The sequence below is a fragment of the Escherichia sp. MOD1-EC5189 genome, from assembly GCF_002966045.1.
GTDB classification, from domain to species: domain Bacteria; phylum Pseudomonadota; class Gammaproteobacteria; order Enterobacterales; family Enterobacteriaceae; genus Escherichia; species Escherichia coli_F.
Genome location: NZ_PTRX01000005.1, coordinates 217175 through 233356, shown reverse-complemented (window position 1 = coordinate 233356; position 16182 = coordinate 217175). Strand labels below are relative to the sequence as shown.

Annotated in this window: 18 protein-coding genes; 10 read left to right on the top strand and 8 right to left on the bottom strand. The window is 48.8% G+C overall.

Features of this window, described 5'->3' with window-relative positions; genetic code table 11:
• Positions 1-68 (top strand): hypothetical protein (locus ATB02_RS27070; protein WP_376765641.1); only part of this gene is annotated, 68 nt, incomplete at its 5' end.
• 365 nt (positions 69-433) lie between these two features.
• Here the strand turns inward: ATB02_RS27070 and minE are convergent.
• The 3 genes from minE to minC are packed head-to-tail and all read right to left on the bottom strand — an operon-like array spanning position 434 to position 2235.
• Entirely contained in the window at positions 434-700 is a 267-nt protein-coding gene (gene minE / locus ATB02_RS06445) for a cell division topological specificity factor MinE (RefSeq protein WP_001185665.1), read from the bottom strand.
• A 3-nt stretch (positions 701-703) separates the two neighbouring features.
• Positions 704-1516 carry a septum site-determining protein MinD gene (minD, locus tag ATB02_RS06440; RefSeq protein ID WP_000101055.1) on the bottom strand — a complete coding sequence of 271 codons (813 nt, stop codon included), beginning with the start codon at positions 1514-1516 and terminating at the stop codon, positions 704-706.
• Between the two features lie 23 nt (positions 1517-1539).
• Positions 1540-2235, bottom strand: coding sequence for a septum site-determining protein MinC (minC, locus tag ATB02_RS06435; protein WP_000072536.1), 696 nt, complete (start codon positions 2233-2235; stop codon positions 1540-1542).
• 518 nt (positions 2236-2753) lie between these two features.
• On the opposite strand from minC, the gene ATB02_RS06430 reads away from it, so the two are divergent.
• Positions 2754-3122, top strand: a complete 369-nt coding sequence (locus ATB02_RS06430; protein ID WP_105271268.1) for a YcgJ family protein — start codon at positions 2754-2756, stop codon at positions 3120-3122.
• Positions 3123-3265: 143 nt separating this feature from the next.
• On the opposite strand, the gene pliG is transcribed toward ATB02_RS06430, so the two are convergent.
• Complete coding sequence (gene pliG, locus ATB02_RS06425; RefSeq protein ID WP_000693759.1) at positions 3266-3667, bottom strand: g-type lysoyme inhibitor PliG; 402 nt, start codon at positions 3665-3667, stop codon at positions 3266-3268.
• 239 nt (positions 3668-3906) lie between these two features.
• On the opposite strand from pliG, the gene ATB02_RS06415 reads away from it, so the two are divergent.
• From ATB02_RS06415 to ATB02_RS06405, 3 genes are all read left to right on the top strand, one after another.
• Entirely contained in the window at positions 3907-4200 is a 294-nt protein-coding gene (locus tag ATB02_RS06415) for a YcgL domain-containing protein (RefSeq protein WP_001297679.1), read from the top strand.
• Positions 4201-4270: 70 nt separating this feature from the next.
• Complete coding sequence (locus ATB02_RS06410; protein ID WP_000284282.1) at positions 4271-4930, top strand: fumarylacetoacetate hydrolase family protein; 660 nt, start codon at positions 4271-4273, stop codon at positions 4928-4930.
• Between the two features lie 91 nt (positions 4931-5021).
• Positions 5022-5468: a YcgN family cysteine cluster protein gene (locus ATB02_RS06405; RefSeq protein WP_024218650.1), complete on the top strand. Its 447-nt coding sequence runs from the start codon at positions 5022-5024 to the stop codon at positions 5466-5468.
• A gap of 206 nt (positions 5469-5674) precedes the next feature.
• On the opposite strand, the gene hlyE is transcribed toward ATB02_RS06405, so the two are convergent.
• On the bottom strand, positions 5675-6586 hold the full coding sequence (gene hlyE / locus ATB02_RS06400) for a hemolysin HlyE (protein WP_001306826.1): 912 nt from the start codon (positions 6584-6586) through the stop codon (positions 5675-5677).
• Between the two features lie 371 nt (positions 6587-6957).
• Here hlyE and ATB02_RS06395 point away from each other — a divergent pair, with 371 nt between their 5' ends.
• Entirely contained in the window at positions 6958-7377 is a 420-nt protein-coding gene (locus tag ATB02_RS06395) for a translesion error-prone DNA polymerase V autoproteolytic subunit (protein ID WP_000897378.1), read from the top strand.
• Positions 7377-8645: a DNA polymerase V catalytic protein gene (gene umuC / locus ATB02_RS06390; protein WP_105271267.1), complete on the top strand. Its 1269-nt coding sequence runs from the start codon at positions 7377-7379 to the stop codon at positions 8643-8645. The genes ATB02_RS06395 and umuC overlap by 1 nt, the downstream gene beginning before the upstream one ends.
• Before the next feature lie 44 nt (positions 8646-8689).
• On the opposite strand, the gene dsbB is transcribed toward umuC, so the two are convergent.
• Positions 8690-9220 (bottom strand): disulfide bond formation protein DsbB, encoded by a 531-nt coding sequence (gene dsbB / locus ATB02_RS06385; protein ID WP_000943444.1) that lies wholly within the window; start codon positions 9218-9220, stop codon positions 8690-8692.
• Between the two features lie 145 nt (positions 9221-9365).
• Complete coding sequence (nhaB, locus tag ATB02_RS06380) at positions 9366-10907, bottom strand: Na(+)/H(+) antiporter NhaB (protein ID WP_088542326.1); 1542 nt, start codon at positions 10905-10907, stop codon at positions 9366-9368.
• 221 nt (positions 10908-11128) lie between these two features.
• On the opposite strand from nhaB, the gene fadR reads away from it, so the two are divergent.
• The gene (gene fadR / locus ATB02_RS06375) at positions 11129-11848 is read left to right on the top strand and encodes a fatty acid metabolism transcriptional regulator FadR (protein WP_000234823.1); all 720 of its coding nucleotides are present in this window, start codon (positions 11129-11131) and stop codon (positions 11846-11848) included.
• A gap of 51 nt (positions 11849-11899) precedes the next feature.
• Here fadR and ATB02_RS06370 read toward each other — a convergent pair whose 3' ends face one another.
• Positions 11900-13432, bottom strand: coding sequence for a SpoVR family protein (locus ATB02_RS06370; protein ID WP_032183982.1), 1533 nt, complete (start codon positions 13430-13432; stop codon positions 11900-11902).
• A gap of 328 nt (positions 13433-13760) precedes the next feature.
• Between ATB02_RS06370 and dadA the strand changes: the two genes are divergently transcribed.
• Together dadA and dadX are read left to right on the top strand one after the other, a co-directional pair.
• Positions 13761-15059 carry a D-amino acid dehydrogenase gene (dadA, locus tag ATB02_RS06365; RefSeq protein WP_001266926.1) on the top strand — a complete coding sequence of 433 codons (1299 nt, stop codon included), beginning with the start codon at positions 13761-13763 and terminating at the stop codon, positions 15057-15059.
• Between the two features lie 9 nt (positions 15060-15068).
• A complete protein-coding gene (dadX, locus tag ATB02_RS06360) occupies positions 15069-16139 on the top strand; it encodes a catabolic alanine racemase DadX (RefSeq protein WP_000197857.1) in 1071 nt (356 codons plus the stop codon).
• Positions 16140-16182 lie beyond the last annotated feature (43 nt).

Here is a 16182-nt window from a genome sequence, read left to right as displayed (position 1 = left end):
GGTATAGCCATGGTGCCGGTGTGGAATCCCCGTGGAACGCGGTGGCTGGTGTGAACTGGTCGTTCTGACCATCAACGCTTAAACTGCGCTTCGGCGCAGTTTCCGTTTACAGGATGTTAAAAGGGAAAATTCTGCGGCAAAAAAAGCCCGCCAGTTACGGCGGGAAACCTCATCCTATGGGAGAACAATGAATAATGAAATTGCGGGGTTATCATCTCCCAGCATACCAATACTAACAATAAGGTTATTTACTCAGCCAGGTATAAACAATTTGTTCTGTGTGGGGGGAACGGCATTAAGGTGTAAAGGGGGGGAAGCAATGCGTCGCATCAGCAAGAATGCTCGCCGCGCTTACTAAACGTGGATGAGAGGAATGAAAAACTCAAGGCAGAGATGACTCTGCCTTAAAGATAAATGCGCTTTTACAGCGGGCTTATTTCAGCTCTTCTGCTTCCGGTAAGGTCACGTTCAGCTCAAGAATAGAAATATCGCCATCTTTTTGCTCAAGCTGTACGGTTACCATCTCAGGATCAATTTGTACGTATTTACAAATGACCTCAAGAATATCTTTACGCAACTGCGGCAGATAATGCGGTTCTGCATCGCTGCGACGGCGTTCAGCAACAATAATCTGCAGCCGTTCTTTTGCAATGTTGGCCGTGTTTTTCTTCCGCGAGAGAAAGAAATCGAGTAATGCCATAACTTATCCTCCGAACAAGCGTTTGAGGAAGCCTTTCTTCTCTTCTTCAATGAAGCGGAAAGGACGTTCTTCTCCCAACAGACGTTCTACGGTATCTGCGTAGGCTTTACCCGCATCGGCGTTAATGTCGAGAATGACCGGTTCACCCTGGTTAGAGGCGCGCAATACTGATTGATCCTCAGGAATCACGCCGACGAGTTTGATGCGCAGGATCTCCAGCACATCTTCCATGCTCAACATGTCACCTCTGCTCACGCGGCCTGGGTTATAACGCGTTAACAGCAGATGCTCTTTAATAGGCTCTTCGCCATTTTCTGCGCGGCGTGATTTCGACGCCAGAATGCCTAAAATACGGTCAGAGTCGCGTACTGAGGAGACTTCCGGGTTGGTGGTAATAATGGCTTCGTCTGCAAAATAGAGTGCCATTAACGCACCGGTTTCAATCCCTGCCGGGGAGTCACAAACGATAAATTCAAAGTCCATCGCTTTCAGATCATCAAGAACTTTGGCGACCCCTTCACGGGTAAGGGCATCTTTATCGCGTGTTTGCGATGCCGGAAGAATATAGAGATTTTCAGTACGCTTATCTTTAATTAACGCCTGATTTAGCGTTGCATCGCCTTGAATGACGTTGACGAAATCGTAAACGACCCGGCGTTCACAACCCATAATCAGGTCGAGATTACGCAGGCCGATATCAAAATCTATCACGACAGTTTTCTTTCCCTTCTGGGCCAAACCAGTGGCGATGGCCGCGCTGGAGGTTGTCTTACCAACACCCCCTTTGCCCGAAGTAACAACAATAATGCGTGCCATAGAAATTCCTTGTTAAAAAGGGATCAATTTAACGGTTGAACGGTCAAAGCGTTTTCGACTAACTGTAGTCGCGCTGCTTTGCCATAAAATTCTGCTGGGATTTGATCACTCAGCCAGTATTCACCTGCGATGGACACCAGTTCCGCCATCAGGTTCGTACAAAATATTTGCGTTTCCCGGTCACCACTTGCCCCTGCCAGCGCACGACCGCGCATCATGCCATAAACATGAATGTTACCATCGGCAATCAATTCGGCCCCAGCGCTAACGTGGCTTGTAACAATCAGATCACATTGTGGAGCATAAATACGCTGACCGGAACGCACCGGGGTATCTATTAAACGCGTTTTTGTGACCGGCGTTGTATTTTGCGCTGGAGCCTGCGGTGCGGGAGCTGGACGCGGCGCTTTTTCCTTTCCTTCCGTCAGGATAGGCAGCCCCATCTTTTCAATTTCGGCTTTAAGTTGCGCATCTTTGCAGCCACTTACGCCAATAACCCGCAAACCGGTTGCCGAAACAGCCTTATGCATCGCTGACCAGTTTACCGGGTCTTCAAGTGCACTGACGTTGAGTACAACAGGGGCATGTTTTAAAAATGCGGGGGCCTGAGCGATTTTGTCTTCCAGCGCCTGATGAATAACCTTAGGTTCTGCCTCATGCAGATGAACCACAGATAAAGTGAAGCTACTGCCTTTAAGCTCGATTGGCGTGTTTGACATCCTGGCCTTACTCAATTAGCTATTAATCATCGCCAGCGCGCGATGATGTTCCGAAGACTATAAGGCATGTTATAGTCTGGATTATATTGAGGCAAGTCACCCTCCCATTTATTCAGAGTAAAAGTCTATTCTGTGATAAATGACGCTGATTCATAGCTTAAAAAATATCCTTGTCAATCAACCTATTGCCGTCGTACTTTTGATTGTTCTTATTTACGCTTCCTTTTTCTGCACTCTAATCGTGACAATCTCATGAGAACTGTTTAAATATCCAGTGTTGAGGCAAGCATATTTTTTCACCATCGCTAAGCTTTCTTAACTTTACATTTCTTTCAACGCCATAAAAGACGGCCACCTTTATCTTAATATCAGCTGAAGAATTGCTCTATCATAGAATCCGCAGAAGATGTCTGATGCTTCTGTCAGGTCATCGTAACTCGTCCAGGTCAGCGGTTTTGATTATGAGTTGATGATGAAATGAGCATAAGTGTTGTACGGTTGGTTTCTCAGGATGTGCTATGAATATGATGCGTATTTTTTATATCGGATTGTCAGGTGTGGGGATGATGTTCTCATCAATGGCGTCTGGAAATGACGCCGGCGGACTTCAATCGCCGGCGTGCGGCGTTGTTTGCGACCCGTATATTTGTGTTGACTCAGATGGTATTTCCCCTGAGTTAACAAGGAAATATCTCGGTGAAAAAGCTGCGGATAACTTGCAATCAGTAGAAGGCTACGATCCCAGCCAATTTACATTCTCTAACGGTGTATTTTGCGATGTTAAAGAAAAATTATGTCGTGATGATCGCTATTTTGGTATGGATGGTCAGCGGAGTGGGAAAATCAATCAAACCACCACAAAGATGTTATTTATGTGTCGTGAGTGATGTCTTGTTTACATTATGTTCTATTCTGTATTTTCCGCTCGTCGTCGCATAGCCTTCTTTATATTCGTCATTAACCTCTTGAGCGACAGAGAGGCGTGGGGGCGATAACGTTTATGACGGGGAGAGTCCCCGTCGATTGACATTTACTTAATTTGAATATCAACGTTATATTTTTTAGTTTTGTTTTTACGGGCGTCATTTCGAGTTTGCAGCACACGCAGCTCATATTTGCCAGAAGCTGGGAGTGCGTATTGTCCGTGACTATCGAGTTCTGGGGAATATCTGGATAAATCAACAGAATCATCGATCCCTGGTCCGAAGAGGTAAGTATCAGCGCCTTCATTAGAGATACTCACATGCACTTTCTGGCCTTTTTTGGCATAGAAGGTATATGTATCGTAATCATATCCCTTTATTTCGCCGGAGTACTGAGCGCTGCTATGACCTTTTCTGAACTCAACATTGACATTCTTACCTGCAGCAAAGCTCGTAGAGGTTAGCAGTGCAAGTAGCAATACACCCTTACTGATGCCCTTGATTTTCATAGGTAGTCTCCTGTTCAGAATGAGTACGATGAACTGTTATAATATAACAATTCCTTACGGGGGAATTCCAGTGGCTTTCCTGTATTCGGTAAAATCCTGGTGCGGTATTCTTGCCGGGGATTACTTATATAGGGCGCATGGATTGAACAAACCGCAGAAATCTACAGCTGGCTGGCTTGTGGCGCGGGTTTCATTGATGTTAGCTTATGCCAAAACCTGGCATTTTAAAGAGTAAATGTATGTTTTGTGTGATTTATCGAAGCAGCAAGCGTGACCAGACCTATTTATATGTCGAAAAAAAAGACGATTTTTCGCGTGTTCCTGAGGAACTGATGAAAGGTTTTGGTCAGCCCCAGTTAGCGATGATTCTGCCGCTGGATGGGCGGAAGAAATTGGTCAATGCCGATATTGAGAAGGTTAAACTGGCATTAACCGAGCAAGGTTACTATCTGCAGTTACCGCCACCCCCCGAAGATTTGCTGAAGCAACATCTTTCCGTAATGGGGCAGAAAACAGACGACACTAACAAATAACCGATATCCGGCGGTGGCATTATCTTTGTCGGCGCGGGTTTTCATATCCACGATAAGTGAGGGGAACATTATGTATCAACATCACAACTGGCAAGGTGCGCTGCTGGATTATCCGGTGAGTAAAGTAGTCTGTGTTGGCAGTAACTATGCCAAACATATTAAAGAGATGGGCAGTGCAGTGCCCGAAGAGCCAGTGCTGTTTATTAAACCAGAGACGGCACTGTGCGATCTGCGGCAGCCATTGGCGATCCCTTCCGATTTCGGTTCAGTTCATCATGAAGTCGAACTGGCGGTGTTGATTGGCGCGACGCTACGTCAGGCTACGGAAGAGCATGTCCGCAAAGCAATTGCCGGTTACGGCGTGGCGCTCGATCTGACATTGCGTGATGTTCAGGGAAAAATGAAGAAAGCCGGGCAGCCGTGGGAAAAGGCCAAAGCGTTTGATAACTCTTGTCCGCTATCCGGGTTTATTCCAGCGGCGGAATTCACCGGCGATCCGCAAAATACAGTGCTGGGCCTGAGCGTCAACGGCGAACAACGCCAGCAAGGTACGACTGCGGACATGATCCATAAAATCGTTCCGCTGATCGCTTATATGAGCAAGTTTTTTACCCTCAAGGCCGGTGACGTTGTGCTGACAGGCACGCCTGATGGCGTCGGCCCCTTGCAAAGCGGTGATGAGCTGACGGTTACTTTCGATGGACATTCTTTGACAACTCGCGTTTTGTAATACTTTTTGCCGCCTGAAAGCGGCGGCAAAACTTGCATCGCTGTGCCAGACTGGTTATAAGGTGCGTTTTAACGTAATGGCGGAACACCTGATGAGCGATGTACCTTTCTGGCAAAGTAAAACCCTGGACGAAATGAGCGATGCGGAATGGGAGTCGTTGTGTGATGGTTGCGGTCAGTGTTGCCTGCATAAACTGATGGATGAAGACACCGACGAAATCTACTTCACTAACGTCGCCTGTCGCCAGCTCAATATTAAAACCTGTCAATGTCGGAACTACGAGCGTCGTTTCGAGTTTGAACCCGACTGCATTAAACTAACCCGTGAAAATCTGCCAACATTCGAATGGTTGCCAATAACCTGCGCTTATCGCTTGCTGGCGGAAGGTAAAGATTTACCTGCGTGGCATCCGCTGCTTACTGGTTCGAAAGCGGCAATGCATGGCGAACGTATCTCTGTGCGTCATATCGCAGTGAAAGAATCAGAAGTGATTGACTGGCAGGATCATATCTTAAATAAACCTGACTGGGCGCAGTGATAAATTTAATAGATGTTGATGGGGGCTTTCTTAATATACGTCTGGATGCTCGCCATTTCGTAGCCCTGTTTTTGAAAGCGCTCTGTCATAATGAGAGTTACCCGATACCTTATTATTAACAGGTAACTCTCAATCTTTAAAAAACGTCTGTATTTTTAAATGTGATAAACTTTATACCTTGAGTACATGGAGAGAATAATCGCTTATCAGACTTCAGGTACCTCAAAGAGTGTCTTCTTACCGTGTCTTTTCTGATACTCATTACAGGTGTTAATCATTTTTTTTGCCGCTTCTTTTAGCAAAGAAAGCATTAAATCATCATAATCAACGTAGAATCTGGTTGTTTCAGTTTCCGTTTTTATCTCCCCGATGGCGGCTATTTCGGTGGTTAATTTCAATTTGGCAGCATCGATATCTTTATTCGCTTGTTTAACCGTGTTAGACAGGGTGGTAAAGAAACTCTGCACAGATTTTAACTTGTTCTTCAATTCTGGAATCAGTTTCCCTTCAACTACGCCCGCAGCAATAGAATAGGAAATGATTAATCCAAATGGACCGGCGACGACACCGGCTGCGGCACCGGCATACGCTTCCTTCCTGATTTTATCTACCTGTGACTGGAAATAGCTGCTTTTTTCTGAAAAATCATTGGTTAACTGGCTATCTAACGCCAGCAGTTTTCCGGAAGCGTTGTTGAAACTTTGTGAGCTTACCAGCAGAGATTTTTGCGCTTCATTCAGCTTCGTGATGCCGTCATCCAGCACCTTAATGAGAATGTCTTTCTGGGCGGATGCTTTCTTCTCATTGTACTCATCAAATAGCAAAATATATGCTGCGAGCAATTGCGTCGCAACACCACACCATTCATACACCGTTTGGGTTGCTTCAAAATACTTATCCTGGCTATCCATAAGTAAGGTTTTAATATCGCCAACTAAAACGGAGGCTGCCTGTGAATACTCCTGTTTAAAGCGACTTAGCTCTTTTATGGTTTCATCGAAGGTCTGCCAGGGGATGACCTGATCGAGATATTTATTATAAAGGTCTAATGCTCCATCTGCGGTTTCGATTGCGTTTTTAACTACCTCTACCGTTTTATCTGCAACGATTTCAGTCATAATCATTCGCCTCTTTAAATATATAAATTGTAATGAAACCCCTGTTTTACAACTATTAATGAATTTTACTTCATCTAATTCATAGTTAGGCGGGTGAGATGCGTCAATGTCTTTATTTCTATTAATATGATAAATATCAAACAATGTTTAATGTCATTATGGCGAATGCTTCTATTCTATTTTTAGCCGGGTGATATTTTTCATTTCTGCTGGATGAGCGTCGTCGCCAGAAGGCCGCGTGAGCACAGGATAAGAGAACGAAAAATCAGCAGTCTATGCAGCGACAAATATTGATAGCCTGAATCAGTATTGATCTGCTGGCAAGAACAGACTACTGTATATAAAAACAGTATAACTTCAGGCAGATTATTATGTTGTTTATCAAGCCTGCGGATCTCCGCGAAATTGTGACTTTTCCGCTATTTAGCGATCTTGTTCAGTGTGGCTTTCCTTCACCGGCCGCAGATTACGTTGAACAGCGCATCGATCTGAATCAACTGTTGATCCAGCACCCCAGCGCGACTTACTTCGTCAAAGCAAGTGGTGATTCTATGATTGACGGTGGGATTAGTGACGGTGATTTACTGATTGTCGATAGCGCTATTACCGCCAGCCATGGTGATATTGTCATCGCTGCTGTTGACGGCGAGTTTACGGTGAAAAAATTGCAACTACGCCCGACAGTGCAGCTTATTCCCATGAACAGTGCATATTCACCCATTACCATCAGTAGCGAAGATACGCTGGATGTCTTTGGTGTGGTGATCCACGTCGTTAAGGCGATGCGCTGATGTTTGCCCTCTGTGATGTAAACGCGTTTTATGCCAGTTGTGAGACGGTGTTTCGCCCTGATTTATGGGGTAAACCGGTGGTTGTTTTATCTAATAACGACGGTTGTGTTATTGCCCGCAACGCCGAGGCAAAAGCGCTGGGCGTTAAAATGGGCGATCCCTGGTTCAAACAAAAAGATCTGTTTCGCCGCTGTGGCGTGGTTTGCTTTAGCAGTAACTATGAGCTTTACGCCGATATGAGCAATCGGGTGATGTCGACGCTGGAAGAGCTATCGCCCCGCGTCGAGATTTACAGTATTGATGAGGCATTCTGCGATCTGACCGGTGTGCGTAATTGTCGCGATCTGACTGATTTTGGCAGAGAAATTCGCGCAACGGTGCTACAACGTACCCATCTTACTGTTGGTGTGGGGATCGCCCAGACCAAAACGCTGGCTAAGCTTGCCAATCATGCGGCAAAAAAATGGCAGCGGCAGACGGGTGGGGTGGTGGATTTATCAAATCTGGAACGCCAGCGTAAATTAATGTCTGCTCTCCCCGTGGATGAAGTCTGGGGGATTGGACGGCGGATCAGCAAAAAACTGGACGCGATGGGGATCAAAACCGTTCTCGATTTGGCGGATACAGATATCCGGTTTATCCGTAAACATTTTAATGTAGTGCTCGAAAGAACGGTGCGTGAACTGCGCGGCGAACCCTGTTTGCAGCTGGAAGAGTTTGCACCGACGAAGCAGGAAATTATCTGTTCCCGCTCGTTTGGTGAACGCATCACGGATTATACGTCGATGCGGCAGGCCATTTGTAGTTACGCTGCCCGGGCGGCGGAAAAACTTCGCAGCGAGCATCAATATTGTCGGTTTATCTCCACGTTTATTAAGACGTCACCATTTGCGCTCAATGAACCTTATTACGGCAATAGCGCGTCGGTAAAACTGCTGACGCCCACTCAGGACAGCAGGGATATCATTAACGCCGCTACGCGATCTCTGGATGCCATCTGGCAAGCGGGCCATCGCTACCAAAAAGCGGGCGTGATGCTGGGGGATTTCTTCAGTCAGGGAGTCGCGCAGCTCAATTTATTCGATGACAACGCACCGCGCCCCGGGAGTGAGCAATTGATGGCGATAATGGATACGCTAAATGCTAAAGAGGGCAGAGGAACACTCTATTTTGCCGGGCAGGGGATCCAGCAACAATGGCAGATGAAGCGTGCCATGCTTTCACCACGTTATACAACACGAAGTACGGATTTACTGCGGGTCAAATGAACATAGCGGTAGCAAAAAGCGCTCCCGCAGGAGCGCCAAATGGATTAGCGACCGAACAGGTCACGTTTTTTCGCTTTAAACGGCTGGGAAATCACCACCAGCACCGCGACAATCAGGTAAGCGATAAAAATACCGAGCAGCCACTGCGGCATTTCCAGACCTAAAAATTCCCACTGACGCTCGGCGCAATCGCCAGAGGCGACAAACACTTGCGGTACCCATTTATCCAGCGGCAGCCAGTCAGGGAAACGAACCATAAAATCACAGGTCGCAAACGGCGAAGGATAGAGCTGAAGCATGGTGTGCTCGTAAGTTAACTGCACACCGCGGAACGCACTATACAACCAGATAATCATCGCTACATAACGCAGCGGAGTTTTCGGGGCGATCGCGCCAATCAGCGCAGCACCCAGAATGCCGAATAATGCGCAGCGTTCATAAATACAGAGCACGCAAGGTTTCAGTAACATCACATGCTGGAACCACAGCGCCGTCAGTTCCAGTGCCAGAGCGGTAAACGCCATCAACAGCCACGCGCCCCGACCTTGTGAACATTGATTCAAAAATCGCAACATAATCATTTCCCTGCAATATGCATAGAGTGCGCAGTTTAAACCAATTCATTCGCTGCGCCACCAGGAGGCAGCAAAAATAGGAGGTAATTGGACAATTATCGGGCGAAAAGGCAAACCGGGCATTTATATGCCCGGTAAGTTGTTATCAAAGCGTTGCTATCCAGCCCATTTGCATAAACCATTCGGTTACAGGGGCAAGCGTAAACTCGACGCAAAGTAGTCCGACGAGTGTCAGGACGAAGGTGTAAGGCAGGGCCATCCACACCATGCGGCCATAAGAGAGGCGAATCAATGGCGCGAGTGCGGAGGTCAGCAGGAACAGGAACGCAGCCTGACCGTTCGGCGTAGCGACAGAGGGCAGATTGGTACCGGTATTAATGGCGACCGCCAGCAGCTCGTATTGCTTCAACGTGATAGCGCCACTTTCCATTGCCGCTTTCGCTTCGTTGATATAAATCGTCCCCACGAAGACGTTATCCGAAATGGATGACAGCAGACCGTTGAAAATATAGAACAGCGACAGCTGAGCATGTTCCGATGCCTGCAACACAAACTGAATAATCGGCGAAAACAGTTGTTGGTCGATAATCACCGCGACTACCGAGAAAAACACCGTCAACAGTGCGGTGAATGGCAGAGATTCGGTGAAGGCTTTACCGATAGCATGTTCATCGGTGACACCGGTCAATGATGTCGCCAGAATAATGACTGACAAACCAATCAAGCCAACCTCCGCCAGATGCAACGCCAGCGCGGTGACCAGCCAGACGCCGATAATCGCCTGGACAATCAGACGAATTTTATCCTGACGGGTACGCTGGTGGCGACTTTGATCGTCAAACTGTTGCAGCACTTCGCGGACTTTCTCCGGCAGCGTTTCGCCGTAGCCAAACCAACGTAGCTTCTCCACCAGCAGGCAGGTCAACAGGCCACAAATCAGAACTGGAACGGTCACCGGCGACATGCGCAGGAAGAAATCGCCAAAATGCCAGCCAGCCGCTTTAGCGATGATCAGGTTCTGTGGTTCGCCCACCATGGTCATCACGCCGCCTAATGCGGTGCCAACACCGGCATGCATCATCAGGCTACGCAGAAAGCCACGGAACTGTTCCAGAACCACTTTGTAATGCTTGTCGATATGACTATCGTCTTGCAGGTCGGTATCTTCAGTACGGGAAGAGGCTACGCGGTGATAAATACCATAAAAACCGACGGCAACGCTGATCACCACCGCCACGACGGTTAAGGCATCGAGGAACGCGGAGAGGAACGCCGCTGCCACGCAAAAAGAGAGCGACAGCAGCATTTTGGAGCGAATGCTTAACAGCAAACGGGTAAATATGAACAGCAACAGCTGTTTCATAAAATAGATACCCGCCACCATAAACATCAGTAACAGCAAGACTTCAAGATTTGCCGCCACCTCTTCACGGACGTGTTCCGCGCTGGTCATGCCGATGAATACCGCTTCGATAGCCAACAGGCCACCGGGGAGTAGCGGGTAGCATTTCAGGGCCATCGCCAGAGTGAAAATAAATTCCGCTACCAGCAACCAGCCAGCGACGAAAGGGCTGATGAGGAAAATTAACGGATTTACGATTAAGAAAATGATGAGGGCGAGTTTGTACCAGTCGGGGGACTGGCCCAAAAAATTGCGCCATAGCGCGCGGCCCCAGGAGATCTCCATGATGGTTTCCCTTACCTTACAAATAATCAATGATGTTTTTATGTTTAAACGCAAAGCTTAACGGTCAGGCAGGAGTGAGGCAAGTCTTGATAGTCAAGGGTAAAGAGATGCGGAAAATGAAGCCTTGATCCCTTTTTTCTTCTTTTTGTCTGCTATCAGCGTAGTTAGCCCTCTGGTATGATGAGTCCAACTTTGTTTTGCTGTGTTATGGAAATCTCACTATGGTCATTAAGGCGCAAAGCCCGGCGGGTTTCGCGGAAGAGTACATTATTGAAAGTATCTGGAATAACCGCTTCCCTCCCGGGACTATTTTGCCCGCAGAACGTGAACTTTCAGAATTAATTGGCGTGACGCGTACTACGTTACGTGAAGTGTTACAGCGCCTGGCACGAGATGGCTGGTTGACCATTCAACATGGCAAGCCGACGAAGGTGAATAATTTCTGGGAAACCTCCGGTTTAAATATCCTTGAAACACTGGCGCGACTGGATCACGAAAGTGTGCCGCAGCTTATTGATAATTTGCTGTCGGTGCGTACCAATATTTCAACGATTTTTATTCGCACCGCGTTTCGTCAACATCCCGATAAAGCGCAGGAAGTGCTGGCTACCGCTAATGAAGTGGCCGATCACGCCGATGCCTTTGCCGAGCTGGATTACAACATATTCCGCGGTCTGGCGTTTGCTTCCGGCAACCCGATTTACGGTCTGATCCTTAACGGGATGAAAGGGCTGTATACGCGCATTGGTCGTCACTATTTCGCCAATCCGGAAGCGCGCAGTCTGGCGCTGGGCTTCTACCACAAACTGTCGGCGTTGTGCAGTGAAGGCGCACACGATCAGGTATACGAAACAGTGCGTCGCTATGGGCATGAGAGCGGCGAGATTTGGCACCGGATGCAGAAAAATCTGCCGGGTGATTTAGCCATTCAGGGGCGATAATCCCTTCCGTTTAAAAAGCAAACCCCTCAAACGAGGGGTTTTTTGTTGTTTTTACAGATTTCCCATTCTCGGCGGGCAACGTTCCAGCAACTCGACGCTGCCGTCTTCGTTTTGCTGTTCCAGCATCACATCAAATCCCCACAGGCGATGCACATGCTTCAGCACTTCTTTGCGCCCCCGATCCAGCGGTGCGCGATTATGTGGAATGTAACGCAGCGTCAGCGAACGGTCGCCGCGCAAATCCACGTTCCAGATCTGAATATTCGGCTCCAGATTACTTAAATTATATTGCGACGATAACCGGTTACGGATCTCCCGATAACCTTCTTCATTATGAATAGCGGAAATCTCCAGATAATTATGCCGATCGTCGTCCAGCACGGTGAAGAAGCGGAAATCACGCATCACTTTCGGTGACAGGAACTGACTGATAAAGCTCTCATCTTTGAAATCACGCATCGCAAAATGTAATGTGTCCAGCCAGTCAGAACCGGCGATATCCGGGAACCAGTATTTGTCTTCTTCCGTTGGCGACTGACAAATCCGTTTAATATCCTGGAACATGGCGAAACCAAGCGCATACGGGTTTATTCCGCTGTACCACGGGCTGTTATAGGGCGGCTGGAAAACCACATTGGTGTGGCTGTGCAAAAACTCCAGCATAAAACGTTCCGTCACTTTCCCTTCATCATACAGATGGTTAAGGATGGTGTAGTGCCAGAAGGTCGCCCAGCCTTCGTTCATTACCTGAGTCTGTTTTTGCGGATAAAAATACTGGCTCACCTTACGCACAATACGCAGAATTTCACGCTGCCATGATTCCAGCAGGGGTGCATTTTTCTCCATAAAATAGAGCAGGTTTTCTTGTGGCTCGGGCGGATAGCGGCGCGCTTCAGCAACCGTTTTCTCTTCCTCGCGCTTCGGCAGGGTACGCCAGAGCATATTGACCTGACTTTGCAGATACTCTTCGCGACTTTTCTGCCGGGCTTTTTCTTCTTGCAGCGAGATTTTTTGCGGGCGTTTGTACCGATCCACACCGTAGTTCATCAGCGCATGACAGGAGTCAAGAAGCCGCTCTACTTCATCTACGCCATAACGTTCTTCGCACTCGGTAATATATTTACGGGCAAAAATCAGATAATCGACAATCGAACTGGCGTCGGTCCAGCTACGGAATAAGTAATTGTTTTTGAAGAAAGAGTTATGCCCATAGCAGGCGTGGGCCATCACAAGTGCCTGCATGGTGATAGTGTTCTCTTCCATCAGGTAAGCGATACACGGGTTAGAGTTAATGACGATTTCATAGGCCAGTCCTTGCTGACCGTGCTTATACAGCCGTTCAGTCTCGATAAACTTTTTACCGAATGACCAGTGTGGATAGTTAATTGGCATGCCGACGCTGGAGTAGGCATCCATCATCTGTTCTGAGGTGATCACTTCAATCTGGTGCGGGTAGGTATCCAGCCGATAGAGTTTCGCTACCCGGTCTATCTCTGCCAGATAAACATCCAGCAGGTCAAACGTCCAGTCGGGTCCATCGCTCAAACGTGTGGTGTCCTTATTCATAGAATCGATCGTCGCCATACGCGCACCTCATTGTTGTCGGTGCTCTCTGTGTGGAACACCTCATTTCAAGCATAGAACACCTGTTAAAAACCGCGTCGCCGAAGAATTTTTTCTTTGCGATTTCTTATTATCAGAGTGCCAGTAATTCGCTTCTGAGCGGAATTTTATGCTGGTTAAAAAGGGTGTTCAGCAGGAGATACTAAAGATGCCATATTGCTGCAGAGTCAGGGAGATGTGAGCCAGCTCACCATAAAAAAGCCGTATGTTGAATAATATTTTCAACTGAGTTATCAAGATGTAATTAGATTATTATTCTTTTACTGTATCTACCGTTATCGGAGTGGCTATGCGAGTTGTCATACTGGGAAGTGGTGTGGTAGGCGTTGCCAGCGCCTGGTACTTAAATCAGGCAGGACATGAGGTCACCGTCATTGATCGGGAGTCAGGAGCCGCCCTGGAAACCAGTGCTGCGAATGCCGGGCAAATTTCCCCCGGCTATGCTGCGCCGTGGGCAGCGCCAGGTGTACCTTTAAAAGCGATTAAATGGATGTTCCAGCGCCATGCACCGCTGGCGGTTCGTCTCGACGGTACGCAGTTCCAGTTGAAATGGATGTGGCAAATGTTACGTAACTGTGACACCAGCCACTACATGGAAAACAAAGGGCGGATGGTGCGTCTGGCGGAATACAGCCGTGATTGCCTGAAAGCATTGCGCGCCGAAACCAATATTCAGTATGAAGGGCGTCAGGGTGGGACGCTGCAACTGTTCCGTACCGAACAACAGTATGAAAATGCGACCCGCGATATCGCCGTGCTGGAAGATGCTGGCGTACCGTATCAACTGCTGGAATCCAGCCGCCTGGCGGAAGTGGAGCCCGCGCTGGCAGAAGTAGCGCACAAACTGACGGGTGGTCTGCAACTGCCCAATGACGAAACCGGAGACTGCCAGCTGTTTACCCAGAATCTGGCGCGGATGGCGGAGCAGGCGGGGGTTAAATTCCGCTTTAATACGCCTGTTGACCAACTGCTTTGCGACGGCGAGCAAATCTACGGCGTGAAGTGTGGCGATGAAGTGATTAAGGCCGATGCATATGTGATGGCATTTGGTTCTTACTCGACGGCGATGCTCAAAGGCATTGTTGATATTCCGGTGTATCCGCTGAAAGGCTACTCGCTGACTATTCCGATTGCACAGGAAGATGGTGCGCCGGTGTCTACCATCCTTGATGAAACCTACAAAATCGCCATTACCCGTTTCGATAACCGCATTCGTGTTGGTGGAATGGCGGAAATTGTTGGCTTTAACACCGAGCTGTTGCAGCCACGTCGTGAAACGCTGGAAATGGTGGTTCGCGATCTCTATCCACGCGGCGGTCATGTCGAGCAGGCCACATTCTGGACGGGTCTGCGCCCGATGACGCCAGACGGCACGCCGGTTGTCGGGCGTACACGCTTTAAAAATCTGTGGCTGAATACCGGTCACGGCACGCTCGGCTGGACGATGGCTTGCGGTTCCGGTCAGTTGTTAAGCGATCTGCTCTCTGGTCGCACGCCAGCGATCCCGTATGAAGATCTAAGCGTAGCGCGCTACAGCCGTGGATTTACGCCATCACGCCCGGGCCATTTACATGGCGCACACAGCTAAGGAAACGAGATGACCCGTCCGATACAGGCCAGCCTCGATCTGCAGGCATTAAAACAGAATCTGTCCATTGTCCGGCAGGCCGCGCCGCACGCGCGTGTCTGGTCGGTGGTAAAAGCGAATGCTTACGGGCACGGTATTGAGCGTATCTGGAGCGCGCTAGGGGCCACCGATGGCTTTGCATTACTTAATCTGGAAGAGGCAATAACGTTACGTGAGCGCGGCTGGAAAGGACCGATCCTGATGCTGGAGGGTTTTTTCCATGCACAGGATCTGGAGATTTATGACCAGTACCGCCTGACCACCTGCGTCCACAGCAACTGGCAGCTCAAAGCACTGCAAAATGCGCGGCTAAAAGCGCCGTTGGATATTTATCTTAAAGTGAACAGTGGGATGAATCGGTTGGGCTTCCAGCCCGATCGTGTGCTTACCGTCTGGCAGCAGCTGCGGGCGATGGCGAATGTTGGCGAAATGACTCTGATGTCGCATTTTGCCGAGGCGGAGCATCCTGAGGGGATTGCCGGCGCAATGGCGCGTATTGAGCAGGCGGCGGAAGGGCTGGAATGTCGGCGTTCATTGTCCAATTCGGCGGCGACTCTGTGGCATCCGGAAGCGCATTTTGACTGGGTTCGGCCTGGCATTATTTTGTATGGTGCTTCGCCGTCGGGTCAGTGGCGCGATATCGCCAATACCGGATTACGTCCGGTAATGACGCTAAGCAGTGAGATTATTGGTGTCCAGACGCTAAAAGCGGGTGAGCGTGTGGGCTATGGCGGTCGCTATACTGCGCGCGATGAGCAACGAATCGGCATTGTTGCCGCAGGATACGCCGACGGTTATCCGCGCCACGCGCCTACCGGTACACCTGTTTTAGTCGACGGCGTGCGTACCATGACGGTGGGGACAGTCTCGATGGATATGCTGGCGGTCGATTTAACGCCTTGCCCGCAGGCGGGTATTGGTACACCGGTTGAGCTGTGGGGCAAGGAGATCAAAATTGATGATGTCGCCGCCGCTGCCGGAACCGTGGGTTATGAGTTGATGTGCGCGCTGGCGTTACGGGTCCCGGTTGTGACGGTGTAACTTGTTGTAAGCCGGATCGGAGGCAGTGTCTTCTGGTTGCAAA

Coding starts and splice junctions, on each gene's coding strand:
- minC (WP_000072536.1), bottom strand. CDS start 2,235: ATGTCAAACACGCCAATCGAGCTTAAAGGCAGTAGCTTCACTTTATCT.
- ATB02_RS06415 (WP_001297679.1), top strand. CDS start 3,907: ATGTTTTGTGTGATTTATCGAAGCAGCAAGCGTGACCAGACCTATTTA.
- minD (WP_000101055.1), bottom strand. CDS start 1,516: ATGGCACGCATTATTGTTGTTACTTCGGGCAAAGGGGGTGTTGGTAAG.
- hlyE (WP_001306826.1), bottom strand. CDS start 6,586: ATGACTGAAATCGTTGCAGATAAAACGGTAGAGGTAGTTAAAAACGCA.
- ATB02_RS06430 (WP_105271268.1), top strand. CDS start 2,754: ATGAATATGATGCGTATTTTTTATATCGGATTGTCAGGTGTGGGGATG.
- ATB02_RS06410 (WP_000284282.1), top strand. CDS start 4,271: ATGTATCAACATCACAACTGGCAAGGTGCGCTGCTGGATTATCCGGTG.
- ATB02_RS06395 (WP_000897378.1), top strand. CDS start 6,958: ATGTTGTTTATCAAGCCTGCGGATCTCCGCGAAATTGTGACTTTTCCG.
- dsbB (WP_000943444.1), bottom strand. CDS start 9,220: ATGTTGCGATTTTTGAATCAATGTTCACAAGGTCGGGGCGCGTGGCTG.
- dadA (WP_001266926.1), top strand. CDS start 13,761: ATGCGAGTTGTCATACTGGGAAGTGGTGTGGTAGGCGTTGCCAGCGCC.
- nhaB (WP_088542326.1), bottom strand. CDS start 10,907: ATGGAGATCTCCTGGGGCCGCGCGCTATGGCGCAATTTTTTGGGCCAG.
- minE (WP_001185665.1), bottom strand. CDS start 700: ATGGCATTACTCGATTTCTTTCTCTCGCGGAAGAAAAACACGGCCAAC.
- ATB02_RS06405 (WP_024218650.1), top strand. CDS start 5,022: ATGAGCGATGTACCTTTCTGGCAAAGTAAAACCCTGGACGAAATGAGC.
- pliG (WP_000693759.1), bottom strand. CDS start 3,667: ATGAAAATCAAGGGCATCAGTAAGGGTGTATTGCTACTTGCACTGCTA.
- umuC (WP_105271267.1), top strand. CDS start 7,377: ATGTTTGCCCTCTGTGATGTAAACGCGTTTTATGCCAGTTGTGAGACG.
- dadX (WP_000197857.1), top strand. CDS start 15,069: ATGACCCGTCCGATACAGGCCAGCCTCGATCTGCAGGCATTAAAACAG.
- ATB02_RS06370 (WP_032183982.1), bottom strand. CDS start 13,432: ATGGCGACGATCGATTCTATGAATAAGGACACCACACGTTTGAGCGAT.
- fadR (WP_000234823.1), top strand. CDS start 11,129: ATGGTCATTAAGGCGCAAAGCCCGGCGGGTTTCGCGGAAGAGTACATT.